The 23,118-nt window shown below is 71.4% G+C and carries 26 protein-coding genes; 8 read left to right on the top strand and 18 right to left on the bottom strand.

Features of this window, described 5'->3' with window-relative positions; genetic code table 11:
* Positions 1 to 64: 64 nt before the first annotated feature.
* Both AA0Y20_RS07620 and AA0Y20_RS07615 read right to left on the bottom strand, forming a co-directional pair.
* Positions 65 to 1,354 carry a M18 family aminopeptidase gene (locus tag AA0Y20_RS07620; RefSeq protein ID WP_412938501.1) on the bottom strand — a complete coding sequence of 430 codons (1,290 nt, stop codon included), beginning with the start codon at positions 1,352 to 1,354 and terminating at the stop codon, positions 65 to 67.
* Between the two features lie 64 nt (positions 1,355 to 1,418).
* Positions 1,419 to 2,114, bottom strand: coding sequence for a M15 family metallopeptidase (locus tag AA0Y20_RS07615; protein WP_412938499.1), 696 nt, complete (start codon positions 2,112 to 2,114; stop codon positions 1,419 to 1,421).
* Positions 2,115 to 2,200: 86 nt separating this feature from the next.
* Here AA0Y20_RS07615 and AA0Y20_RS07610 point away from each other — a divergent pair, with 86 nt between their 5' ends.
* Complete coding sequence (locus AA0Y20_RS07610; protein WP_412938496.1) at positions 2,201 to 2,869, top strand: response regulator transcription factor; 669 nt, start codon at positions 2,201 to 2,203, stop codon at positions 2,867 to 2,869.
* A complete protein-coding gene (locus AA0Y20_RS07605) occupies positions 2,866 to 3,969 on the top strand; it encodes a sensor histidine kinase (RefSeq protein WP_412938495.1) in 1,104 nt (367 codons plus the stop codon). The genes AA0Y20_RS07610 and AA0Y20_RS07605 overlap by 4 nt, the downstream gene beginning before the upstream one ends.
* A 13-nt stretch (positions 3,970 to 3,982) precedes the next feature.
* On the opposite strand, the gene AA0Y20_RS07600 is transcribed toward AA0Y20_RS07605, so the two are convergent.
* Positions 3,983 to 4,321, bottom strand: coding sequence for a TraR/DksA family transcriptional regulator (locus AA0Y20_RS07600; RefSeq protein WP_412938494.1), 339 nt, complete (start codon positions 4,319 to 4,321; stop codon positions 3,983 to 3,985).
* Positions 4,322 to 4,498: 177 nt separating this feature from the next.
* On the opposite strand from AA0Y20_RS07600, the gene AA0Y20_RS07595 reads away from it, so the two are divergent.
* The gene (locus AA0Y20_RS07595) at positions 4,499 to 4,633 is read left to right on the top strand and encodes a hypothetical protein (protein WP_412938491.1); all 135 of its coding nucleotides are present in this window, start codon (positions 4,499 to 4,501) and stop codon (positions 4,631 to 4,633) included.
* Between the two features lie 122 nt (positions 4,634 to 4,755).
* Complete coding sequence (locus AA0Y20_RS07590) at positions 4,756 to 6,258, top strand: MATE family efflux transporter (protein ID WP_412938488.1); 1,503 nt, start codon at positions 4,756 to 4,758, stop codon at positions 6,256 to 6,258.
* A gap of 18 nt (positions 6,259 to 6,276) precedes the next feature.
* On the opposite strand, the gene AA0Y20_RS07585 is transcribed toward AA0Y20_RS07590, so the two are convergent.
* Positions 6,277 to 8,088, bottom strand: coding sequence for an NYN domain-containing protein (locus tag AA0Y20_RS07585; RefSeq protein WP_412938486.1), 1,812 nt, complete (start codon positions 8,086 to 8,088; stop codon positions 6,277 to 6,279).
* An 83-nt stretch (positions 8,089 to 8,171) separates the two neighbouring features.
* Here AA0Y20_RS07585 and AA0Y20_RS07580 point away from each other — a divergent pair, with 83 nt between their 5' ends.
* The 3 genes from AA0Y20_RS07580 to AA0Y20_RS07570 are packed head-to-tail and all read left to right on the top strand — an operon-like array spanning position 8,172 to position 10,467.
* Positions 8,172 to 8,972, top strand: coding sequence for a glycosyltransferase family A protein (locus AA0Y20_RS07580; RefSeq protein ID WP_412938484.1), 801 nt, complete (start codon positions 8,172 to 8,174; stop codon positions 8,970 to 8,972).
* A complete protein-coding gene (locus AA0Y20_RS07575) occupies positions 8,969 to 9,826 on the top strand; it encodes an endonuclease/exonuclease/phosphatase family protein (RefSeq protein ID WP_412938482.1) in 858 nt (285 codons plus the stop codon). Before AA0Y20_RS07580 ends, AA0Y20_RS07575 begins: the two co-directional genes overlap by 4 nt.
* Entirely contained in the window at positions 9,823 to 10,467 is a 645-nt protein-coding gene (locus AA0Y20_RS07570; RefSeq protein ID WP_412938480.1) for a hypothetical protein, read from the top strand. The genes AA0Y20_RS07575 and AA0Y20_RS07570 overlap by 4 nt, the downstream gene beginning before the upstream one ends.
* On the opposite strand, the gene AA0Y20_RS07565 is transcribed toward AA0Y20_RS07570, so the two are convergent.
* The 3 genes from AA0Y20_RS07565 to AA0Y20_RS07555 all read right to left on the bottom strand — a co-directional run bounded on the left by AA0Y20_RS07565 (position 10,451) and on the right by AA0Y20_RS07555 (position 13,182).
* Entirely contained in the window at positions 10,451 to 11,683 is a 1,233-nt protein-coding gene (locus AA0Y20_RS07565) for an NAD(P)/FAD-dependent oxidoreductase (protein ID WP_412938478.1), read from the bottom strand. The genes AA0Y20_RS07570 and AA0Y20_RS07565 overlap by 17 nt on opposite strands.
* Positions 11,684 to 11,842: 159 nt before the next feature.
* Complete coding sequence (locus AA0Y20_RS07560) at positions 11,843 to 12,208, bottom strand: hypothetical protein (protein ID WP_412938476.1); 366 nt, start codon at positions 12,206 to 12,208, stop codon at positions 11,843 to 11,845.
* Positions 12,209 to 12,357: 149 nt separating this feature from the next.
* Positions 12,358 to 13,182, bottom strand: a complete 825-nt coding sequence (locus AA0Y20_RS07555) for an SDR family NAD(P)-dependent oxidoreductase (RefSeq protein WP_412938474.1) — start codon at positions 13,180 to 13,182, stop codon at positions 12,358 to 12,360.
* A gap of 133 nt (positions 13,183 to 13,315) precedes the next feature.
* On the opposite strand from AA0Y20_RS07555, the gene AA0Y20_RS07550 reads away from it, so the two are divergent.
* Positions 13,316 to 13,531 carry a DUF2945 domain-containing protein gene (locus AA0Y20_RS07550; RefSeq protein WP_023951934.1) on the top strand — a complete coding sequence of 72 codons (216 nt, stop codon included), beginning with the start codon at positions 13,316 to 13,318 and terminating at the stop codon, positions 13,529 to 13,531.
* Between the two features lie 75 nt (positions 13,532 to 13,606).
* Here the strand turns inward: AA0Y20_RS07550 and AA0Y20_RS07545 are convergent, their stop codons facing one another.
* From AA0Y20_RS07545 to AA0Y20_RS07495, 11 genes are all read right to left on the bottom strand, one after another.
* Positions 13,607 to 14,062: an SRPBCC family protein gene (locus tag AA0Y20_RS07545; RefSeq protein WP_269267482.1), complete on the bottom strand. Its 456-nt coding sequence runs from the start codon at positions 14,060 to 14,062 to the stop codon at positions 13,607 to 13,609.
* Between the two features lie 113 nt (positions 14,063 to 14,175).
* Entirely contained in the window at positions 14,176 to 15,261 is a 1,086-nt protein-coding gene (locus AA0Y20_RS07540; protein WP_412938473.1) for a winged helix-turn-helix domain-containing protein, read from the bottom strand.
* 43 nt (positions 15,262 to 15,304) lie between these two features.
* Positions 15,305 to 15,988, bottom strand: a complete 684-nt coding sequence (locus tag AA0Y20_RS07535) for an NAD-dependent deacylase (protein WP_412938471.1) — start codon at positions 15,986 to 15,988, stop codon at positions 15,305 to 15,307.
* Between the two features lie 2 nt (positions 15,989 to 15,990).
* Complete coding sequence (locus AA0Y20_RS07530; protein WP_412938469.1) at positions 15,991 to 16,722, bottom strand: sulfurtransferase; 732 nt, start codon at positions 16,720 to 16,722, stop codon at positions 15,991 to 15,993.
* A gap of 124 nt (positions 16,723 to 16,846) precedes the next feature.
* Complete coding sequence (locus AA0Y20_RS07525) at positions 16,847 to 17,695, bottom strand: aldo/keto reductase (protein WP_112613589.1); 849 nt, start codon at positions 17,693 to 17,695, stop codon at positions 16,847 to 16,849.
* 74 nt (positions 17,696 to 17,769) lie between these two features.
* Positions 17,770 to 18,267 (bottom strand): N-acetyltransferase family protein, encoded by a 498-nt coding sequence (locus AA0Y20_RS07520; protein WP_412938467.1) that lies wholly within the window; start codon positions 18,265 to 18,267, stop codon positions 17,770 to 17,772.
* A 146-nt stretch (positions 18,268 to 18,413) separates the two neighbouring features.
* Positions 18,414 to 19,271: a siderophore-interacting protein gene (locus tag AA0Y20_RS07515; protein WP_412938465.1), complete on the bottom strand. Its 858-nt coding sequence runs from the start codon at positions 19,269 to 19,271 to the stop codon at positions 18,414 to 18,416.
* Positions 19,268 to 20,101, bottom strand: coding sequence for an ABC transporter ATP-binding protein (locus tag AA0Y20_RS07510; protein WP_412938463.1), 834 nt, complete (start codon positions 20,099 to 20,101; stop codon positions 19,268 to 19,270). The genes AA0Y20_RS07515 and AA0Y20_RS07510 overlap by 4 nt, the downstream gene beginning before the upstream one ends.
* On the bottom strand, positions 20,094 to 21,134 hold the full coding sequence (locus AA0Y20_RS07505) for a FecCD family ABC transporter permease (protein ID WP_412938461.1): 1,041 nt from the start codon (positions 21,132 to 21,134) through the stop codon (positions 20,094 to 20,096). Before AA0Y20_RS07505 ends, AA0Y20_RS07510 begins: the two co-directional genes overlap by 8 nt.
* The gene (locus tag AA0Y20_RS07500; RefSeq protein WP_412938459.1) at positions 21,131 to 22,132 is read right to left on the bottom strand and encodes a FecCD family ABC transporter permease; all 1,002 of its coding nucleotides are present in this window, start codon (positions 22,130 to 22,132) and stop codon (positions 21,131 to 21,133) included. Before AA0Y20_RS07500 ends, AA0Y20_RS07505 begins: the two co-directional genes overlap by 4 nt.
* Entirely contained in the window at positions 22,129 to 23,061 is a 933-nt protein-coding gene (locus AA0Y20_RS07495) for an ABC transporter substrate-binding protein (protein WP_412938457.1), read from the bottom strand. Before AA0Y20_RS07495 ends, AA0Y20_RS07500 begins: the two co-directional genes overlap by 4 nt.
* Positions 23,062 to 23,118 lie beyond the last annotated feature (57 nt).

Here is a 23,118-nt window from a genome sequence, read left to right as displayed (position 1 = left end):
GCCTTGCTCCGTCAGCAGGTAGTTGCATCGCTTCATCCGGGCCGGCGCCGCGGACGGCTCGATTCTACCGGCGGAACAGCTCCTCGGCCACGAGCGCGAGGTCGTGCAGGTCGGCCACCCCGGCGAGCTCGCGCGCCGAGTGCATCGAGAGGATCGGGATGCCGACGTCGACGGTGCGGATGCCGAGGCGCGTGGCGGTGATGGGGCCGATGGTCGAGCCGCAGGGAACGCTGTTGTTCGACACGAACTCCTGACTCCGCACGCCTGCCGCCTCGCACCATGCGTTCCACGCCGCCGCCCCGACGCCGTCCGTCGCGTAACGCTGATTCGCGTTGATCTTCAGGATCGGTCCGGATCCGAGCACCGGCGTGACGACGGGGTCGTGCTTGTGGACGTAGTTCGGGTGCACCGAGTGTCCGACATCGCTCGAGACGCACCAGGATGCCGCCAATGCGCGCATCCCCTCCTCGCGATCGGCCCCGAGACCGAGCTGGATGCGCTCGACGACGTCGGCGAGGAAGGGGCCCGCCGCGCCCGAGCGGGTCGCCGACCCGACCTCCTCGTGGTCGAAGACGGCGAGCATCGCGATGTGCCCGGCGTCGAACCCCTCCGCGGCTCGTTCGAGCGCGACGAGCCCGGCGTGGACCGAGGCGAGGTCGTCGAGCCGCCCCGAGGCGAAGAAGACGTCGCCCGCGCCGAAGACCGCGCCGCGCGCCGTATCGGCCGTCACGATGTCGTAGCCGCGGATGCGGGCGGCATCCACCCCCGCCTCGCGGGCGAGCTCGCCGAGCAGGTCGGCCGACTCCGCCGACCCGAGCCCCCACACGGGCTGCGTCTGCGTCTGCTTGTCGAGGGCGAGATGCTCGTTCGCCTCACGGTCGAGGTGGATGGCGAGCTGGGGCAGGCGCAGAAGCGGTCCCGTCGCGGTGAGCACCGAGGTGCCGTCGTCGAGCACGAGCCGTCCCGCCAGGCGCAGTTCGCGGTCGAGCCACGAGGTGAGCAGCGGACCGCCGTAGACCTCGACCCCGGCCTGGAGCCAGCCGAGCCGCCCGGTGGTGGGTCGGGGCTTGAGCTTGAAGGCGGGCGAGTCGCTGTGCGCTCCGAAGACGCGCACCGGTGTCACCGCGGTCGCCGTCGCCGGCACGATCCAGGCGAGCACGGCGCCGTCGCGCACAACGAGGTAGCGCCCGCCGGGCTGCTCCGGCCAGCGCTCGTCCTCCGACAGCGCGGTGAAACCGGCCGCGACGAGGCGACGAGCCACCTCCGCGGCGGCGTGGAAGCTCGACGGCGATGCGGCGACGAAGTCGGCGAGGTCGTCGGCGTGGGAGCGGGCGGCGGCGGTGACGGCAGACACGGTGACTCCTGGATCGTTGAGGGCCTGCCTCGATCGTAGGCGCACCCGTCGCCGAGTCTCCGGCTCAGCCGTTGGCATCGGTGCGCATCGGCGGGCAGTCCGCGCCGGGCGTGGTCGCCAGCTCGAAGTGCCAGGGCTCGTTGCTGTAGGTCTGACAGATGCCGAACTCCGAGCCGTAGGAGATCAGCCAGTACTGCGCGTCCACGGGCCCGATGTCGATGGCATCACCGCTGACGTGGCGCGACTGCTCGGGTGTGGCCACGTAGGCGCGCGCGGTCTCCTCCCCCACCGAAGCGATGCGGGTGTCGAGGAGCCACTGCTGATACGCCGCGCTGCGCCATCCGCTCGTCACGCCGAGGTGGATGCCGTCGTTCGCGGCACGCGCCTCGGCCGCGCGCATCGCTGCGAGCAGCTCGGGGTCGAGTCGCGAGATGGCCGGCAGGTCGTCGTCCCACAGGCTCACCTGCACGCCGTCGTCGATGAACCCGTCGTCGGCCGACGGCGTGAAGACCGCGCCCGGGAAGGCCGGCGGCATCGGCGGCTGCTGCAGACCCGCCGCACCGGCGAGCGCACCGACGACGGTCGCGCCGAGGCCGATCACCCCCGCGACCGCGACGGCGGCCAGCGCGAGCCGGCGACGGCGAACACGCCGCGATGCTCGCGCGCTCGGACGCGGCGGCACGAAAGTCACCCGCCGGCCGGGCTCGATCGTCGGCAGCTCGAGCGGGCGGGTCGGAACCGGGACGGAAGAAGTGCTCATGACACCAGTGGACACGCGCGGATGTTGCCCCGACGTCGCTGATTTCGCATACGCCGGCGATATCCGCGCCCGCCTATCCTGAGGCCATGCGTGTGCTGATCGTCGAGGACGAGCTGTTCCTGGCGGAGGCGATCCGCGACGGTCTGCGCCTCGAGGCGATCTCCGCCGACCTCGCCGGCGACGGCGACACCGCCCTCGAGCAGCTGGCGATCACCGGGTACGACGTCGTCGTCCTCGATCGCGACATCCCCGGCCCGAACGGCGACGAGATCGCCCGCCTCCTCTCGCAGCGCCCCGATGCTCCCCGCATCCTCATGCTGACGGCGGCCGATCGGCTGGACGACAAGGCATCGGGCTTCGAGTCCGGCGCCGACGACTACCTGACGAAGCCGTTCGCGATGCGCGAGCTCGTGCTGCGGCTGCGTGCCCTCGCGAGGCGCTCGACGAGTGCCGCTCCCCCGGTCCGCGAGTTCGGCGACGTGCGACTCGATCCCTTCCGGCGCGAGGTGTATCGCGACGGAAGATACGTCGCGCTGACACGCAAGCAGTTCGCCGTGCTGGAGGTGCTCCTCAGCGCCGAGGGCGGCGTCATCAGCGCCGAGACGCTGCTCGAGCGCGCCTGGGACGAGAATGCCGACCCGTTCACGAACGCGGTCCGCATCACGATCTCCACACTGCGCAAACGACTCGGCGAGCCCTGGGTCATCGAGACCGTGCCGGGTGTCGGATACCGGATGTCGGAGCCCACGCCGTGATCGTCCGCCGCCGCGGACCCTCACTCCGGGTCTCGCTCACCCTCAGTTACGCCGGCTTCCTCGTCGTCGCCGGGGTGGTGCTGTTCGCCGTCGGGCTGCTCGCCCTGCGGTTCGTGCCGAGCGGCGACCTGCTCCGTCAGTCCACGGGCGGGTGGGCACCCGGTCGCGGAGACCTCACCGACGTCTTCGTGAAGTATGCGGGGTGGGCCCTGGCGGCCCTCGTCGTGGTCGGCCTCGTCGGCGGATGGTTCCTCTCGGGCTGGATGCTCGCCCCGCTCGGGCGGATCACCGAGGTCGTCGGCCGAGCCGATGCGGGAACGCTCCACCGCCGGATCGGGCTGCGCGGACGCCGGAACGAGCTCACCGATCTCGCCGACGCCTTCGATGACATGCTCGACCGGATCGAGCGCGCCGTCGCAGAGGAGTCGCGTTTCGCGGCGAACGCGTCGCACGAGCTGCGCACCCCGCATGCCGTCATCCGGACGATCGTCGAGGTCGCGCGCGCTGACCCGGAGGGCCGCGACCTCGACATCGTCCTGAGCAGGATCGCCGAGACCAACGAACGGGCGATCGTCACGACCGAGGCGTTGCTCGAGCTCGCGCGCGCCGGCCGGGCGGGCCTGACGTTCGAGCCCGTCGACCTCGCGGCCGTCGCGGCACGCGTCGTCGCCGACGCGCGCGACGACGAGGTCGCAGCGCCGCATCGAGCGCCGCCGAGCATCCGGGTGGAGCCGGGACCCGCCGTCACCCACGGCAACGCCGCCCTCCTCGGGCAGCTGGTGTCGAATCTCGTCATCAACGCGATGGTCCACAACGTCGCCGAGGGCGGCGAGGTCGCGGTGCGCACACGGACCGCACCGGATGGATCGGCGCTGCTCGAGGTGGCGAACACCGGACCCGACCTCGATCCGGCTCGCGTCGCGACGCTCACGGAGCCGTTCGTCCGGGCGGGAGACCGCACGCGGGCGGCCTCCGACCGAGGCGTCGGCCTCGGGCTGACCATCGTGTCGACCATCGTCCGCAGTCACCGCGGCGATCTGCGGATCACTCCACGCGACGGCGGCGGCCTGCTCGTGCGCGTGGCGCTGCCGGGCGCGTGACCGACCTCGGGCGTCAGGCGGTCTCGGCCCGGCTCTGGCACTCGATGCACGCGGGAGCGTAGGGAACAGCTTCCAGACGTGCGGGCGCGATCGCGCGGCCGCATCCGATGCACTGGCCGTACGAGCCTGTGCGGACGCGGTCCAGCGCCTCACTGATCAGGGTGATCGTCGCGCGGTGCGATGCGGCGGTCTGATAAGCCACCGGATCGACGGGGGGGACGGCGCGCGGCTCGATATCCTGCAGCAGCTCACGGCGCTCGGCGAGCAGAGCCTCGAGACGCATTCGTGCGTCGCTCGAGGTCGCTTCGACAGTCTTTTCCATTTTTCTTCCGTTCTGCTTTTCGGGGTGCACCAAAAGCCCCGGTCTCGAGCCCGCGAGGGCGAGACGACGGGGCGGTGACCACCCACCATAGCCAGACCGTACAGAAAAGCAAGTCGCGGGATTCGTAGCGCAAAACCGATTTGACTTCCCTTTCTTTCGGGCTATGGTCGGGAGTCACACGCCAGCCACGAGGGGAAGCGAGTTCTCATGTCGACGAAAACACCACGTACACGAGGCGACAAAAAGGCGCCGCAATTGTCGTTGAAAGAAAAACGCGCGGCCAAGCGCGAGAAGCAGGACGACGGCGCGTTCCTGAAGCCGCGCAAGGGATCCGCTCGCTGACGCCGCGAGCGCGCGCGTGCGGGATATCGCGTGGCGCATCTCGAATCGATTCGATACACTGACCGACGGCGGCGCTCCGGCGCCGCCGTTGTCGTGCCCGCATCTCTTCGAAGGCCTCCGCGATGTCCCGCACCCTCACCACCGGCAGCCCCTGGCGCGTCATCCTCGCGTTCTCGGTGCCTCTCCTGATCGGCAACGTGGTGCAGCAGATGTACCACATCGTCGACGCCGTCGTGGTGGGCCGCTGGCTCGGGGTCGACTCGCTCGCCGCCGTCGGCGCGACGGGTTCGATGCTGTTCCTCCTCATCGGCTTCGCGTGGGGACTCACCTCCGGTTTCGCGATTCCCACCGCGCAGGCCTTCGGCGCCGGCGACCACGGCGCCGTGCGTCGCTCGGTCGCGGCCGGGGCCACGCTGACCGCCGTCACGAGCATCGTGCTCACGGTCGTCGCACCGTTCCTCTCGCGGCCTCTGCTGCAGCTGCTGCAGACGCCCCCGGAGCTGCTCGACGACGCCACGACGTTCGCGGTCGTCAGCTTCCTCGGTGCGGGGGCGACGATGTTCTTCAACTACCTCGCCGCGATCATCCGCGCCATCGGCGACTCCCGCACGCCGCTGATCTTCCTCACGATCGCCTGCGTCTTCAACGTCGTGCTCGTGGTGCTCACGGTCGGGCCGCTCGCGTGGGGCGTCGGCGGAGCCGCACTCGCCACCGTCGTGTCGCAGGCGCTGTCGGTGGCGCTGTGCCTCGACTACATCCGGCGCCGCATCCCGGTTCTGCGGATGCGGCGCGCCGACTGGCGGATCACCCGCGTCGATCTCGCACTGCACCTGCGGCTCGGCCTGCCCATGGGATTCCAGGCCTCGATCATCGCCATCGGCACGCTCGCGGTGCAGGTCCGTCTCAACGAGCTCGGCGCCGACGCCGTCGCCGCGTACACGACCGCCTCGCGCGTCGACGGCATCGCGGTCGCACTGCTGCAGTCGCTCGGGCTCGCCGTGTCGATGTTCGTCGCGCAGAACTACGGCGGCGGGCGCCCCGACCGCATCCGTCAGGGCGTCGCGCAGGCGACCTGGATGGCCGTGGTCGGCGCCGTCGGACTCGGCGTGGTGCTCATCGCGTTCGGAGCCCCGCTCGTGCGGCTGTTCGTCGGCGACGGCTCGGACGACGTCGTGTCGCTCGCCGCGCTGATGCTGATCATCAACGGCGCGACGTACACCGCGCTGGGCGTCCTGTTCGTTCTGCGCGGGGCCCTGCAGGGCCTCGGCCACACCCTCGTGCCGACCATCACCGGCATCGTGGAGCTGTTCATGCGCGCGGGCGCGGCCGTCGTGCTCGGTGCGCTCATCGGGTTCGCCGGAGTCGCCTGGAGCAACCCCCTGGCGTGGCTCGGCGCGACCGCGATCCTGATCCCCGCGTATCTCCGAGCCCGGCGCGAGCTCGCGGGCATGCCCGTCGCACGCGCCGATCACATCAGCACGGCGACGACTCCGGTGCCCGTCGTCGGACCGGCGAGCGGATCGATGGTCGTCGACGCCGTGGTCACACAGCCCGTGCCCGTCATCGCCGCCGGTCGCCGCCGACGTCGCGCGCTCGCCTCGGCGCTGCGCCGCGGACGCGGCTGACGAGGCTCCGCGCCGCGATCAGCTCGCCGCGGACCCCGGTCGGGATGCCCGGCGGGGCGCCCGCTTCGCGGGGGCGGATGCCGCCGCCGGAGCCGATGCGGCATCGGCGGGTGCCTCGACGGCGGGCTCGGGAGCGTCGCGACCGGCCGGCTGCGCGGCCTGCTCCGCGGCGGGCTCGGTGGCGGGCTCCGTAGCGGACCCGGTCGTGGCCTTCCGGCTGCGCGACGCGCGCTTCGGCCGGGCGGGAGCCTCGGAATCGCCGTCTTCGGACGGAGCCTTCGGCGCGGTCGCCCGGCTGCGCGATGCGCGCTTCGGTCGCGCGGGCGTCTCGGCCTCGACCTCGGTCGCAGCCTCAGCCCCCGTCTCGGTCTCGGTCGCCGACTCGACCGGCGTCGGAGCGGCGCCGTTCGCCGGATCCGAGACGGACGCCGCGACGGCGCTCGGGTCCGTCGGAGCGGCGTCGTCGTCCGCAGGCTTCGCAGCGGTGCGGGAGGTCGTCGTCCGAGGGGTCCGGGTCTTCGCCGCACCGGCCTTCGCGGAGGTCTTCGCACCAGCCTTCGCGGAAGTCTTCCTCGCGGTGGTCCGCTTCGTCGTTCCGCTGCCTGACGTCGCCTCGTCCTCGGCGGCGGCGTCCACCGGGCCGGTCGCCTCATCGGGCGTCGTGCGCTCCGTCGCGCCGGCCGCCGGCGCAGGCTCGACAGCTTCCCCGCCGCTGCTCACGGCATCGGCATCCTCCGATGACACCGTCGCGGCCGCGTTGCCCCGCGCTGCGGATGAGACCGCGTCGAGCGCGGCATCCAGGGCCGCGCCGAGCGTCAGCTGCTCGATCATCGGACGGCGGCCGCGGGATGCCGCCCCGCTCGCGCCCTCCGCGGGAGCACTCGCCCGCGGGTTCTCGACGCGCGAGTCAGCACCGTCCACCGGCGCGGTCGGCGTCTCCGGCGCGGTCGATCCCGCCGGCAGGGGCGACTCGGTCTCCGAGCCGTTGCTCTTCGCGCGCGAGGGCTTGCGGCGGGAACGGCCGCCCGCCGGGGCCGCGTCCGTATCGGCACGCCCCTTCGCCGATGCATCCGCGGCGGCGTCGTCTGCGCCCTTCGCTCCCGTCGAGGACTTCGGGCGCAGCGACATCCCGCCCGGCTTCGACTCGATCGTGAACAGTCCCACCGCGCGCACGAGGTCGGACAGCTTCGCATAGCCCCAGTTGCGCGGGTCGAAGTCGGGCTGCTGCTTGCGCATGAGCTGGCCCACCGTGCCGAGGTCGGACCAGCCGTCGTCGGCGGAGGCGGTCTCGGCGGCGCTGCGGAGCAGAGCGACGAGGCGCGCATCACTGCGGAGCGCGGCGGACGTCCAGCGCTCAGACGTGGTCGAGCGCGCGGCATCCGGCTCGTCGACGACGCCGAGCACCTCGAGGTAGGTGAACTGGTCGCACGCGTTGCGGAATGCCTCGGGCGTCTTCCGCTCGCCGAAGCCGTAGACGGTGACGCCCTCCTCGCGGATACGGGATGCGAGGCGCGTGAAGTCGCTGTCGCTCGAGACGATGCAGAACCCCTGGAACCGACGCGTGTACAGCAGGTCCATCGCGTCGATGATCAGAGCGCTGTCGGTCGCGTTCTTGCCCGTCGTGTTGTCGAACTGCTGCATCGGCTGGATGACGTGCTCGCTGGCGGCATCCTTCCACCCGCGCAGCTGCGACTTCGTCCAGTCGCCGTAGACGCGCTTGACCGACGCCGTGCCGTAGGTCGCGATCTCGGCGAGCACGCCGCCGATGCGCGATGGCGAGACGTTGTCGGCATCGACGAGGACGGCGAGGAGATCGCTCTGCTGAGGCATACCTCCAGCATGTCATTGACGGCGCGCCGGAGCACTGTCAAGCCGCTGCCGCCCGAGCGCGGCCGACCGTAACGTGAGGTCCGATGACACTCGCATCCCGGCCCCCGACCTCCCGTCCGACCGTGTCGGTCGTGATCCCGGTGAAGGATGACGCCGCGATGCTGCAGCGGTGTCTGCGCGCCCTGGCGGAGCAGTCCCGGCGGCCCGACGAGATCGTCGTCGTCGACAACGGCTCGCGCGACGACTCCGCGGAGGTCGCTCGAGCCGCCGGCGCCCGCGTCGTCGAGTGCTTGGCCGCCGGCATCCCGGCAGCCGCAGCGACGGGCTACGACCATGCGACCGGCGACCTCGTGCTGCGACTGGATGCCGACTCGCTCCCCTCCCCGACCTGGATCGCCGGCCTCTGCCGCGACTTCGCCCGCCGCCCGCACGTCGCCGTCCTCACCGGCGGCGCCCGCTTCATCGACGGGCCGCGCGCGCTGCGCCGCCCGCTCGCCGCGACCTACCTCGGTCTCTACGCACTGCTGGGGTTCGCCGCACTGGGTCATCTGCCGCTCTTCGGCTCGAACCTCGCCTTCCGACGTGCCGCGTGGCGGAGCGTCAGCCGAGAGGTGCACCGCGGCGACGCGGAGGTTCACGACGACTTCGATCTCGCGTTCCACCTCGGCGGGCGCCATCGCATCGCGTATTCGAGGCGGACCGACATGGGGATCTCCATGCGCCCGTTCGACGACCGGAGGGCGTTCCGCACCCGCATCGCGCGAGGCTTCCACACGGTCGTCTCGCACTGGCCCGATGAGCTGCCGCATCGCCGCGTCGCCCGCCGCCTGCGACGTGCGGGACGCCAGGGCGCGATCAGCCGAGCGGCGGAGGCGCGACGATGACGCGGACGACGGGCGCGAGCGCGGTTGCGCGCCTGTTCGATCCCGACGAGACGCACCCGCACGACCTGCACGTCGCCACCTGGAACATCCGACGACGCATCGACGGTCCGACCTGGCCCCCGAACGACCGCTGGACGGTCCGCGGGCGGCGACTCGCCACCGTGCTGCACGCCGACCCTCCCGCGCTCCTCGGCACGCAGGAGGCGATGCCCGATCAAGCCGACCTCGTCCGCGCCTCGCTCGGCACGTCGTACCGCTTCGTGGGTCACGGCCGCAACGCCGACGGCCATGGCGAGGGATGCCCGATCTTCTTCGACTCCGAACGGCTGGAGCTGATGGGCCACGAGCAGCTCGCGCTCTCCGAGACACCGGAGGTCGCGGGCTCGACGTCGTGGGGCAACCCCGTGCCGCGGGTGGTGGTCCGCGCAGCGTTCCGCGACCGGGTCACCGGCGCTGATCTGACCGTGCTCAACACGCATCTCGACGTGTTCTCGGCGCGATCGCGCCTGCGCTCGGCCTGGCAGCTGCACGACCTGGCCAACGAGACGGCGGGCCCCGTGGTCGTGATGGGTGACATGAACGCGGGACCGGGCGCCGCTCCGCTGTCCGCGCTGTTCAGCAGCCGTCTCGTCGATGCCTGGCATGCGGCGGACGTCCGCACGACCCCGCTCTGGGACACGTACGGCGGATACCACCCGCCGCGCGTCCGGAAAGGTCCGATCGACTGGATCGCGGTCGATCGATCGGTCCGCGTCAGCCGTGCCGCCGTCGACACTCGAACGATCGACGGCGCGGCGCCGTCGGACCACCTGGGCATCCACGTGCTGCTCCGTCTGACTGGAGGAGCACCGTGAGCAGGCCCATCATGATCGAGAACTTCCTCCGGCCGCCGCGTACGACCACCGCGGTGGTCGCGGACGCGGTGCGGCTGTGCGGCGTGCTGAGCATCCTGGTCGCCGCGCTGTGGTTCGAACCGACGGATGCCGGCATCCTGGCCTTCGCCCTCCCCGGGCTCGTCGCGCCCCGTTTCGTCGGGGTACGTCCCGCGTTCGACATCGTGTGCGGCATCACGGTGCTGGTCGCGGCGTGGAGCAACGTCATCGACCTCTACCGGAGCGTCCCCTGGTGGGACATCCCGGTGCACCTCGTGTGCACGGGCGTGCTCGCGGCGCTCGCGTACATCGCGGCGGCCCGCGTCTCGATCGTGCCGCTGCCCGGCGGCGCAGGGTTCCGGGCACGCACGGGGCTCGTCGTGACGACGGCCTTCGGTCTCGCATTCGGGGCGCTCTGGGAGATGGTCGAGTGGGTCGGCAAGGTCTTCGTCGACTCGATCCTCGTGACCTACGACGACACGATCGGCGACATGGCCGTCGGCGGGCTCGGTGCGCTGATCGCGGGCATCCTCGTGGCGCGCGTGCGACTGACGGCCGAGGAGGGTCCCCGTCGCGGTCACGACGCCGATCGGGATGCCGCGGGCGTCACACCCTCCCGGTGAGGATGAGGTTCCAGTAGACCCAGGGCAGGACGCGGCGGTCGAAGAACCACGACAGCGCACTTTCGCGATACATCCGCCGGAAGAACGGGATCGTCGGCATGAGCTCTCCGGCCGGGCCGAACTCCGCCCACACCACGCTCGATCGCGACACCGTCATTGGGCACACCCCGTAGCCGTCGTAGCGCGCGGGCGGCTCGTCGCCCGCCAGGACCGCCGCGAGGTTCTTCGCGAGAACCATGGTCTGCTTGCGCAGGGCTCCCCCGCTCTTCGAGTTCGTCGTCGCAGCGGCATCGCCGATCGCCCACACGTTGCCGAAGCGGGTGTGGCGGAGGGTCTCCGGATCGACGTCGACGAATCCGTCTGCATCTCCGTCGGCCGCGAGACCCGACGCCCGGATCCAGTCGGGGGCCGACTGCGGCGGCACGACGTTGACGAGGTCGAAGCGGATGCGCTCGATGCCGGCCGGTGAGCCGATGACGACCTCGGATGCCGCGGCATCCACCTCGATCAACGCGCTCTCGGTGCGCAGCTCGATGCCGTACCGGTCGATCGCCCGCTGGATCTCGTGGTCGAAAGCGGCGATTCCGAAGACGGTCGTCTCCGGCACCACCAGGACGACCCGGATGTCGTCGAGCACGCCGGTGCGCTGCCAGTAGTCGCAGGCCTGGTACATCGGCTTCTGCGAGGCACCCGCACATGACGCGGGGCCCGCGGGCTGCGTGAACACGACGGTGCCCTCCCGCAGATCACGCAGGCGCAGCGAGGTGCGGGCTGCGAGGTCGCCCTCGTAGTGCGTGGTCACATCGCCCGTTCCGATCGACTCGGCGAGGCCCGGGACGCTCGCCCAGTCCTTCTGCATCCCGGGGCTGAGGACGAGGTGGTCGTAGCCGACCTCGTCCCCCGAGGCGAGGCGGATCGTCGATCGGTGCGGATCGACCGAGACGACGGCATCCCGGATCCAGCGGATCCCATCGGGGATGACGTTGCGCTGCGGCCGGACCGTCTCGCTGATGCGCGCGGTCCCGCCCGCGACGTGCGAGAACAGCGGCTGATACTCGTGCGTGTCCTTGGGCTCGATCAGCGCGATATCGTCGATGCCGCGTCGCTGCAGTCGGGCCGCGGCCGAAACGCCGCCGTTGCCCCCGCCGACCACGACGACCCGATGATGCGCGGGGTGCGACCGGGTCGGTCGAGGATCGGATGCTGCCGTCGCCATGCGACCACGCTAGGCGCACCGCCCGGAACGCCGAGGGTGCTTGCGCCGAGCGACGGCGAGGTCTAGGCGTCGCTCTCCGCGCCGAGCACGCACCGTCCCCGCGAGAACGCACGTTGCGCGGTGCGCTCTCGCCGCGGAGGTGCGTTCTCGGCGGGGTGGCTAGAGCGTCTCGACGATGTAGATCAGGACGAAGATCGCGAGCACTCCGACGGCGAGGATGCCCATCGCACATGCGAGGCGCCGGTTGCGCACGGGGGCATCGATCGATGATCGCGCGGCGACGACCATCATCGCCCAGCCGACGACCGCGAAGACGACGCCGATCGCAGGCAGGGCCGTCTGCAGCTGGAAGGCGAGCACGTAGAGAACGACCGCGACCGCGGCCAGGACGCCCGCGGGCACGAGCCACCGCGACGCCGCGCCCTGCCGGAAGCTCGTCTGATTCGTCAGATCGGTGGGATCGGGACGCGGCTGGCGGTCCGGCATCTGCTCGGGTCCGTGCGGCTCGCTGCGCTTGTCGACCATGTCATCCTCCCGTTCGCTGCCCACACGGTAGGCATCCCCCCACTCCGCGCCCGACCCCCTTGCGCATCCCGCGCCGAGCACGCACCATCCCCCCGAGAACGCACGTTGCGCGGTGCGTTCTCGCCGCGGCGGTGCGTTCTCGGCGGGCGTCAGCGAGCCAGGGCGACCATCTCGGCGCTGCGGTCCCAGAGCTCGCGGGCCAAGTCGGGATCGGTCGCGTCGCGATGAGAACGGGTCGGGCGGTCGTTCTCGTAATAAGCACCGGGAACCCAGTCGCGGTTCGGCGCTCCGTCGGCCAGGAACACCAGCCGGGCACCGCCTTCGTCGGTCGTCGTGAGCAGGCGCCGGGCGATCGGGTTGTGGTAGACCCACCGGAGCGGACCGGGCACGTTCGCAGCGAACTGCGTCGCCACGACGCCCGGGTGGAACGCTGCCGCGGCGATCCCCCGATCGCGGAAGCGGGTCTGCAGTTCGCGCGTGAACAGGATGTCGGCGAGCTTGGCGTTGCCGTACGCGATGCGTCCCGAGTAGCGCTTCGCCGCGTTCAGGTCGGTCACGTCGAATCGCGAGAACAGGCGCGCAGCCACGCTCGCGGTCTGGATGACGGATGCCTCGCTCTCGGCGAGCCGATCCAGCAGCAGGTTCGTCAGCAGGAACCCCGCGAGGTGATTGACCTGGAACGTCTGTTCGTATCCGTCGACGGTGAGGGCGCGCGGGCCGAAGATGCCTCCGGCGTTGTTGGCGAGGACGTCGATGCGCGGGTAGGCCTCGAGCAGCTCGTCGGCCAGGCGGCGCACCTGGGCGAGCTCGGCGTAGTCGGCCAGGTGGTACGGCGCGTCGAGCTCGCTCGCGAGAGCACGCGTCTTCTCCGGCGAGCGCCCGACGAGGACGACGCGGTTCCCCTCTCGAGCGAGGCGCCGCGCCGCGGCCGCCCCGATTCCATCGCTGGCTCCCGTGATGACGATCGTGCGCATCTCCGCAGTCTTGCAGGCGGCGACCTGTCGACGGGAGCGCTGGCGCATCCGGCCCCGGTGTGTCAACGACTTCTCCCCCGACCGTGTCGCGGGACAGGATCGCCGCAACCGATGCACAACGGAAGGAGCCGCGATGGCTCAGGAACTGTCGAAGGGCGACCGTGTCAGCTGGGACACCTCCCAGGGGCGGACGCAGGGGAAGATCGTCGAGAAGAAGGAGAAGGACTTCCAGTTCGCCGGCCAGAAGTTCACGGCATCCGCTGACGAGCCGGCCTTCATCGTCGAGTCGGAGAAGAGCGGCGACCAGGCGGCCCACAAGCGATCAGCGCTGCGCAAGCTCAGCAGCTGAGACGCTACCGCTGCGGAATACGAGAGGCCCCTCCGGAGATCGGAGGGGCCTCTCGTCGTATCGGTGAGATCGAGGTCAGTTCTCGATGTCGCCGCGCCAAGCACCGGTCTCGGTGCCGCGCGATTCGATGAACTCCTTGAAGCGCGTGAGGTCCTTCTTCACGGCGTGGTCGTCGATGCCGATGGCCGCGCCGACCGACTCGACGAAGCCCTCGGGCGTCCAATCGAGCTGCACCGTGACACGGGTCTCGTTGTCGCTGAGCTTGTGGAAGGTCACGACACCGGCATGCTCGTCCTTGCCGCCGACGCTGTTCCAGGCGACACGCTCGTCGGGGTGCTGCTCGGTGATCTTCGCGGTGAACTCGCGCTCAGCCCCACCGATCTTGACCTTCCAGTGGGTCGTGCCGTCGTCGAGCTGGGTGACCGACTCGACGAAGCTCAGGAAGTGCGGGAACGACTCGAACTGCGTCCACTGGTTGTAGGCGACGGAGACGGGCACGTCGACGTCGATGGTCTCGATGATGCGAGCCATGGGCGGCTCCTTTCGTTTCGATTGCGGGGCTGCCACCATGCTTCGCCGTCGGCGCCGCCGTGGCGACCGCCTTGCGACCTCGGCGGTCGGCTGATAGGCCCCGAATCGGCGACTCAGTCGAGGCCGCGCACGGGAACACCCAGCCATTCGGCCAGGTCGCGGATCTCCGCCTCGACCATCTCGCGTTCCTCGGGCTCCCAGGGCACGAGCTCGTGCAGAGCAGCGACGACGAGGTTCTCCTTCGGCTTGTCGAGGGCGGCATCGAGGAGGCCGATGAAGCGATCTCCGCACAGGATCGGATGCGCGAAGTAGCCGTACACGCGCTGCGCCTTCGGAACGAACTGTTCGAGCTTGTAGGTGAAATCGAACGCCTCGATCAGACGGGGGCGGTCGAACAGCATCCCGTCGTACGGGTTCAGGATCGCCACCCGCCCGCCGGGATCGTCGTCCACGGCCTCGAGCGCCCGCGGGTCGACGCGCCACTTCCAGGTGCTGCCTTCGACGACGGCCGGCTCGCCGGCGACCCCGACTCCCGACCACGACGACTTCTGTCGCGCGAGCCCCGCACCCTGCAGCCGGCGCTCGTCGAGGATCGCCCCGGCCTCGTCGTAGGTGAGCTCGTCGCTCTCGGCGCCCCGCGCCCGCTCGGCGATGTCCCAGCGCCGCAGCCGACCCGCGCGTCCGACGACCGCGACCTCGCCGAGCCGTTCGAGCACGTCGAGCATGCGCGGCACCTGGTTGTCGCTGTACCAGCCGCTGTCGTTTCCGGCGGGCACGGCGGCGGTGTCGGGGATGTCGGCCGCCAGCAGCGGTCCGTCGGCACGCAGGCGCGCCAGCACATCGGATCGGAAGACGTGGTTGGCCTCGAGCCACGCCGCTGTGCTTTCGCGCACGGGGCGCAGCCGCATCCGCACACGCATCGCGGGCAGCATGCTCGCGGGGTGGAACGAGCCGGCGTACTCGAAGAGCTGCCGGTCGTCTTCGACGGCTTTGGTCAGCTGCCCCGGCTCATACCCCCAGCCGATCCTCGTCCACGGGATCGCCTGCTCGCTGGGCGCGATGACGGCCGTCGGGTCGATCTTGATCGCACCGATCTGCTCGGCCACCTCGACAACGTCGCCGGGACGGTCTGCCTCGAGCAGCTGTGCCCGCACGATGATGCGGCGGGCCTGCTCACGCGTGAGCCGGTGCGGTTCCATGCGACGACGCTACCGCCGACCCCGGACGCGGCAGGGGCGCGCCTCAGAACCGGGCGACCCATTCGGGCACGGTCGCCGTCGCCGGGCCGAGCGCGACGTCGTCGAACAGACGAAGGTCCTCGTAGGCCTCGAGGTTCAGGAGGGCGGTGCGCGCCCCGGCTTCCGCCGCCACCGCGACGAGGGATGCCGCGGGCGTGACCGCCCCCGACGTCCCGATCACCCAGAACTGCTCGCACAGGGCGACCGCGTCGAAGATGTCGTCGAGCCCGTACACCGCCTCGCCGAACCACACCACGTCGGGACGCAGCGCGCGAGCCCCGCACGCAGGACAGGGCGGTCGCCCGGCGAGGTCGCCGCGCCACGGCATCCGCTCCCCGCACGCCTCGCAGAGCGCCGACCCGAGCTCGCCGTGGATGTGGCTGACGCGCATCGAGCCGGCACGCTCGTGCAGATCGTCGATGTTCTGCGTGACGATGAGCACATCACCCGGGTGCCGCGCTTCGAGGTCGGCGAGGGCGAGATGCGCGGCGTTGGGCTCCGCGGCGGCCGCCGCGCGGCGCCGCTCGTCGTAGAAGGCGTGGACGAGAGCCGGGTCGGCCGCATAGCCCGCGGGAGTCGCGACATCCTCGATGCGATGGTCCTCCCAGAGCCCGTCGGCGGCGCGGAAGGTGCGGATGCCCGACTCCGCCGAGATCCCGGCGCCGGTCAGGACGACGATCCGCGCCACGGTCAGCGCCGCGCCGACATGTCGGGGGCGAGCGCCTCGCGCTCGTCGAAGACGAAGCATTCGCCGTTCCAGTGCGCGCCGCCCTCGTTCTCGAAGTAGCCGAGGATCCCGCCTTCGAGCTGATACGCGTCGACGCCCTCCTCACGGAGGACGATCGCGGCCTTCTCGCAGCGGATCCCGCCCGTGCAGAAGCTGACGACCGTCTTGCCCTCGAGCTGGTCGTGGTGGGCGGCCGCGGCATCCGGAAACTGCGTGAACCGTTCGATCCGCCAGTCGAGGGCTCCCGCGAAGGTGCCGTAGTCGACCTCGAACGCATTGCGGGTGTCGAGCAGCACGACCTCGCGACCCGAGTCGTCGTGTCCCTGGTCGAGCCAGCGCCGCAGGTCGCCCGGCGTCACGCTGGGCGCACGTTCGGCCGCGGGGCGGATCGCGGGGCGGTCCATCCGGATGATCTCGCGCTTGACCTTCACGAGCATCCGGCCGAACGGCTGCTCGTCGGACCAGCTCTCCTTCGCCGTCAACTCGGCGAAGCGCTCGTCGGCGCGGAGGTCATCGAGAAACCGGCGCACGACGCTCTCAGCGCCGGCGAGGAACAAGTTGATGCCCTCCTCGGCCAGCAGGATCGTGCCCTTCAGCCCCGCGCCCACGGCACGCTCGCGCAGCGTCTCGCGCAGCACGGCGGGGTCGGCGATGTGCGTGAAGAGATACGCCGAGACGTTGAGAACGGATGCCACGCCTCCAGCCTACGAAACCCGCGGCCCCACGGGGATCGGGCGCAGTTCCCGGCATCCGCCGCAGAATGATCTGCGCGCGACGCCGGGAACTGCGCCCGAAACCGAACCCGCGGAGGTACCGGGGTCAGTTCACCTCGGACGGGTGCGCGCTCACGCGGCCCGAGCCGTCGCCCGGGTCGAGCGCCGAGATCGCGTCGACCTGCGCCGTCGTGAGCTCGAAGTCGAACAGCGACGCGTTCTCGACCATGCGCTCGCGGCTGACCGTCTTGGGGAAGACGATGAAGCCACGCTGCAGGTGCCAGCGCAGCACGACCTGGGCCGGGCTCTTCCCGTGCGCGGCCGCAGCCTCGGCGACGGGCTCGGCGCCGAAGAGGTCGTACTTGCCCTGGCCGAGGGGACCCCACGACTCGATGCGCACGCCCTTATCGGTCGCCCAGTCGACGACGTCCTTCTGCTGATAGGCGGGGTGCAGCTCGATCTGGTTCACGGCGGGGAGCACCCCGGTCTCGGCGTGGATCTTCTCGAGGTGCTCGACGAGGTGGTTCGAGACGCCGATCGAGCGGGTGTGGCCCGCGTCGCGCAGCTCGATGAGCTTCTGCCACGCGTTGACGTAGTTGCCGTTGGCGGGGGCCGGCCAGTGCACGAGGTACAGGTCGACGTGGTCGAGCCCGAGCTTCTCGAGGCTCTCCGACAGGGCCTTCCGCGGCTCGTCGCCGCCCTGGCGGTCGTTCCACAGCTTGGTCGTGATGAACAGCTCGTCGCGCGGGATGCCGCTGGCGGCGATGGCGCGGCCGACGCCCTCCTCGTTGCCGTAGATCGCGGCGGTGTCGATGTGGCGGTAGCCCGCCTCGAAAGCCTCGGAGACGAGACGCTCGGTCTCGGCCGGGTCGACCTTGAAGACGCCGTAGCCGAGCTGCGGGATCTCGAAGCCGGAGTTGAGGGACACGTTCGGGACGTGGATCTGATCTGCCATGCCTCCACCCTACGAGCGCGCTCCGACCGCGTCGTCGGGATTGACGCGGGACGCCCCGAAGCGCAAGGCGGGGGTCAGCCGGCGAGCGCGTGCAGGGCGTCGCCGGTGAGGCGTTGCGTCGTCCATTCCGTCATGGGCTCGGCTCCGATCGAGCGGTAGAACGCGATCGAGGGGGCGTTCCAGTCGAGGACGGTCCACTCGAGCCGCGAGTACCCGCGCTCGACGCAGACCTCGGCGAGCGAGGCGATCAGCGCCTTGCCGTAGCCGGTGCCGCGCTGCGACTCGTCGACGAAGAGGTCTTCGAGCCAGATGCCGTGGCGGCCCGTCCAGGTCGAGTAAGTCAGGAACCAGATCGCGATGCCCACGATCGCGCCCTCGCGCTCGACCACGTGGCAGAAGGCACGCGGCTCTGGCCCGAACAGGGTCTCGCTCAGCATCTCGGCGGTGTTCTCGACGGCGTCCGGTTCGCGTTCGTAGACGGCAAGGGCGTGGATGCAGGCCAGGATGCCGGTCTCGTCGCCGGGGCGGGCGGCGCGCAGCACGGCGCCGCCGGGAAGGTCGCGCGGGGTCATCCCGCCAGCGTATCGAGCATGGCGTCCGCCGCCACGCCGCGCCAACTCCTCACTTTCGGGCGCTGCCCGCACCGGACGGCCCGGGATACCCGCGATGGCCGCCGAGACGACCTCCGGCCATGAGGAGTTAGCGCGAGCGTCGGGAATCACCCGACGAGCGGGCCGCCGTGCCGCCAGTACCCGAGGAACGAGATGCGCTCCTTCGGGATGCCGACCTCGGCGGTCAGGAACCGGCGGATGCCGGTGACGACGCCCGACTCGCCGGCGAGCCACACGCCGTAGCCCGGGTCGGCCGCGGCGGCGGCACCGTGCTCCGCGGCCCACGACCGCACCGCCGTGGAGAGGGCGTCGTCGCCGGCGCGATGCTCGACGCGCGTCACGAGGGCACGGTCGGCGATCGCTCGCGTGACGAGGTCGTCGGCGGGGTCCGCCGCGCCGACGATCACGTGCGGTCGCGCCGCCTCCGGCAGCGAGTCGACGATGCTCCGCAGGGCGGGGAACGCCGTCTCGTCTCCGACGAGGAGGAACCGGGTCGCCTCGCCGGGCCTCCAATGGATGCCGTATCCCGTCCATCCCATCCGCACGTCGGGTCCCGTGATGACCAGCGGATCGCCGGGTCGGGCGGCCAGCGCCCATGCCGAGGCGGGGCCGACGGGCTCGTGCAGGAAGAAGTCGACGTCGATCTCGCGTTCGGTGACGCGGATCGCCGACGGCGTGTAGGTGCGCAGCACGTTACGGTCGTCCTCGTCGAGCGCTTTCCACCGCGCGTACCAGTCGGAGGGGTGCGGGGTCGGCTCGTCGAGCAGGCCGAACTCGGCGAGCCCCGGGTGCGGGCGCCCCGGCATCGGCAGCACGATCTTGATGCGCTGGTCGAGCCCCCACGGAGCGAAGTTCGCCAGCGCCTCCCCGCGGAGGGTGATGCGGATGAAGCCGGGGCTCAGTCTCGCCACGGCGGCGACCTCGACGACGAAAGCGCTGTAAGCCCAGGGACGCTCGACGCTCACGATGCCCCCTCCCCCGTCACTGGCCCGGGCCGACGCGCGCGCAGCGGCACCACGAGCGGGCCGCCGGTGACCGGATCGTCGACGACGATGTTCGCGAGGCCGAAGACCTCCTCCACCCGCTCGCTCGTGATCACCTCCGCCGGTGGCCCCTCCGCGAGGATGCGCCCGTCGCGCATCGCGACGATGCGGCTCGCGTACCGGGCGGCATGGTTCAGGTCGTGCAGCACGGCGACGATCGTACGGCCGCGCTCGTTCAGCTCGGCGAAGAGCTCCATCAGCTCGACCTGGTGGGCCACATCGAGGAAGGTCGTCGGCTCGTCGAGAAGCAGCAGTCCCGTCTGCTGGGCGAGCACCATCGCGACCCACACCCGCTGCCGCTGGCCGCCCGACAACGCCTCGACGGGGCGCGACGCGAGCTCCATCGTCCCCGTCGCGATGAGCGCTTCGTCGACGGCCGCGTCGTCGGCGGCGGACCACTGCCGGAACAGGTTCTGGTGGGGATAGCGCCCGCGGCCGACCAGCTCGCGCACGGTGATGCCCTCGGGGGCGATCGCCGACTGCGGCAGCAGGCCCAGCCGTCGGGCGACCTCCTTCGCGGGCAGCTCGGTGATCGCACGGCCGTCGAGCACGATGTTCCCCGCGCGCGGTGCGAGCAGCCGCGAGAGGCCGCGCAGAAGAGTGGACTTGCCGCAGGCGTTGGGACCGATGATGACGGTGAACGACCCGGGCTCGATCCGCACTGACAGATCGCGGACGATCTCGGCGCCGTCGTAGGCGAGGGTCACGGACTCGGCGGCGAGCGATGTCGCCGAGGGGAACGGGTCAGGCACGGCGGCGGACCTCCAGCACGATCATGAGGACGAGGTAGGCGCCGCCGAGCGAGACGGTCACGACGCCGACGGGAAGCGGTGCGGGCAGCACGTGCTGCGCGATCAGGTCGGAGGCGATCAGCAGCACGGCGCCGATGACCGCGGACAGCCCGAGCGACAGGTGCGGAGTGCGTGCGACCAGACGCCCCACCTGCGGAGCCGCGAGCGCGATGAAGGCGATCGGGCCGCCGACGGTCGTCGCGGCAGCGACCAGCACGACGCCGACCAGCAGCGCCAGGGTGCGCGTGAGATGCGGTCGGGCGCCCGTCGCGGCCGCGAGGTCGTCGCCGAGCTCGAGCTGACGCAGGCGGGGAACGAGAACGAAGGACGCGAGCACGAACGGAACCGCGCACGCGAGCGCGCCGGCGACTGCCGGCGCCGTGACGCCGTTGAGGCTGCCCGCGCCCCAGGCCGAGGCGAACATCGCGGTCTCGAGCTCGATCTGCAACAGCATCCAGGTGTTGAGCGACGCGAGCATCGCCGAGACGCCGATGCCCACGACGATGAGGCGGAACCCCTGCAGCCCGCCGCGCCAGGCGAGTACCCAGATCAGGACGGCGGTGGCGAGGGCACCGATCAGCGAGCCGCCCACGAGCACCGGCCAGCTCGACGACACGAGGACGAGCGCGGCGAGCATCCCGGTGAACGCTCCGCTCGAGAGCCCCAGGATGTCGGGGCTCGCGAGCGGGTTGCGGGTGACGGTCTGGAAGAGCGCCCCCGCGATCCCGAGGATCGCCCCCACGCCGAGGGCTCCGAGCGCTCGCGGCAGCCGCCACTCGCGGACGACGGTCTGCACCAGTGCGTCGTCGCCTACCCCCACGAGCGCGGCGATCACGCCGCCCGGCGCGACCGGGAAGGTTCCCGCGCCGAGAGCGACCACCAGCAGCACAGCCGCGACGACCAGAGCAGCGATCCCGACGACGACGCTGCGCAGGCGGAGGGGCACGTGCAGACCGCTGACCCGCAGGCGCAGCATCCGCGGCTCAGCGCTCACAGGGCGCTCGCCCGGCGTCGGCGTGCGAGCGCGATGAGAATGGGAGCCCCCACGAAAGCCGTCACGATGCCGACCGGCAGTTCCGCCGGAGCGATGAGCACGCGCCCCACGACATCCGCGGCCAGCACGACCACCGGCGCGAGCAGGGCGCTGACGGCGAGGATCACCCGGTGATCGGCGCCGAAGAGCCAGCGGGCGATGTGCGGCACCATGAGCCCGACGAACGAGATCGGTCCGGCCAGTGCTGTCGCCGCGCCCGCGAGGAGGGTCACAGCGACGATGACGCCGATCCGGATGCCGGCGAGGTTCGCCCCCTGCGCCCGAGCGACGTCATCGCCGAGCGCGACGGCGTTGAGTCCGGCGCCGAGAACGAGGGCCAGCACGAGCCCGACGGCGATGAAGGGCGCGACCGGCACGATCGTGTCCCAGCCGCGACCCAGCAGCGACCCGGCGTTCCAGCTGCGCATCGCATCGAACGCGTCGGGGTCGCTGAGCACGATGCCCGTCGTGATGCCCGACAGCACGGCGCCGAGGGCGACACCCGCGAGCGTGAGCCGGATCGGGCCCGCGGCCCCGTGTCCGCCCGAGCCGATCAGGTAGACGGCGACCGTGACGACGAGCGCGCCGACGAACGCGAACCACACCGCGCCCGACGTCGCGCGGACGCCGAGCACTGCCATCCCGAGAGCGACGGCGAGCGCGGCGCCGGCGTTGACTCCGAGGATGCCGGGATCGGCGAGCGGGTTGCGCGTGAAGGCCTGCATCAGCGCTCCGGCGACCCCGAGGGCCGCGCCCGCGAGCAGCCCGACGACCGTCCGCGGTACGCGCAGCTCGGCGACGACGAACGTCGCCTCGGGCGCGCCCTCACCGCGCAGCACCGCGACGACGGTGCCCGGCGACAGCGGGTTCGCTCCGACGGCGAGGGATGCCGCGACGACGAGCACCAGGGCCAGGGCGATCGCGGCGCCCGCCGCCGCGCGTCCGGCTCTCGAGGTCACCGCCCGTCGAGGAAGCGCTCGATGTCGTCGAGGACGCTCTGAGCTCCGTGCGGACCGACACCGGCCACCCATGTGCTCGTGTCGACGAGGGTGACCGTCGGGAAGGCATCCGCGTTCTGGGTGATCGCTGCCGGAACCGCCGAGGCGTCGGTCGTGTCGGATGCCGTGACGAACACCGCGTCGGCGCGGGCGTCGAGGATGTTCTCGGGAGAGATGTCGGCCTGCAGCCCGTCGGCCCAGTCGTGCTCGGGCGTCGTGTACCCGACACACTCGAGCAGACTGCCCGCGAACGACACGGGTCCGTACAGGCTGAGAGTCGTCTCGTCGCGGGGGCGGATGACCTGCGCCGTCTTGCCGGCGAGGTCGTGGGCTGCCCCGATCTCGGCGCAGCGGTCGTCGACGGCGGCGATCTGCGCCGCGACCTCGTCTTCGCGTCCGAGCGCCTCGCCGATCAGCTCGGCGTTGTCACGCCACGGGTCCGCCTGCGTCGCGATGAAGACCGTCGGGGCGATCGCCGAGAGCTGGTCGTACAGCTTCGAGTGGCGCGCCTCGGTTCCGAGGATGAGATCGGGCTTCAACGCGGCGATCGCCTCGAGGTCGGGCTCGGGAACGGTGCCGACCGGCTCGACGCCGTCGACTCCGAGGTAGGCCGGGATCCCAGCGACGTTGCTCGCGACCGCGGCCCCCACCGGCGTGATGCCGACGGAGACCGCGGTGTCGAGCTCGAGCGGTTCGAGTGTCACGACGCGCTGGGGCTGCTCGGGAACCTCGGTGATGCCGCGGGCATGCTCGACGGAGCGCGGGGCCGCGCTGGCCTCCGGCGCGGCGTCAGCAGCGGAGGGCTGCGCAGCGCATCCGGCGACGACGAGGGCCGCGGCGGCCGAGATGGCGACGGCGCTCAGGGCGCGCCGGACAGGACGAGACAGCATGTGGGGCCTTCCCTCGGGTCGATCTCGCGGCGTGCGCGATGAGGCAAGGCAACCCTA

Origin of the sequence: Microbacterium pratiae, from assembly GCF_047302165.1 — a bacterium.
Classification (GTDB): Bacteria; Actinomycetota; Actinomycetes; order Actinomycetales; family Microbacteriaceae; genus Microbacterium.
Note: the sequence above shows the minus strand (reverse complement) of the source record. Positions and strands in the feature narration are given on the sequence as shown.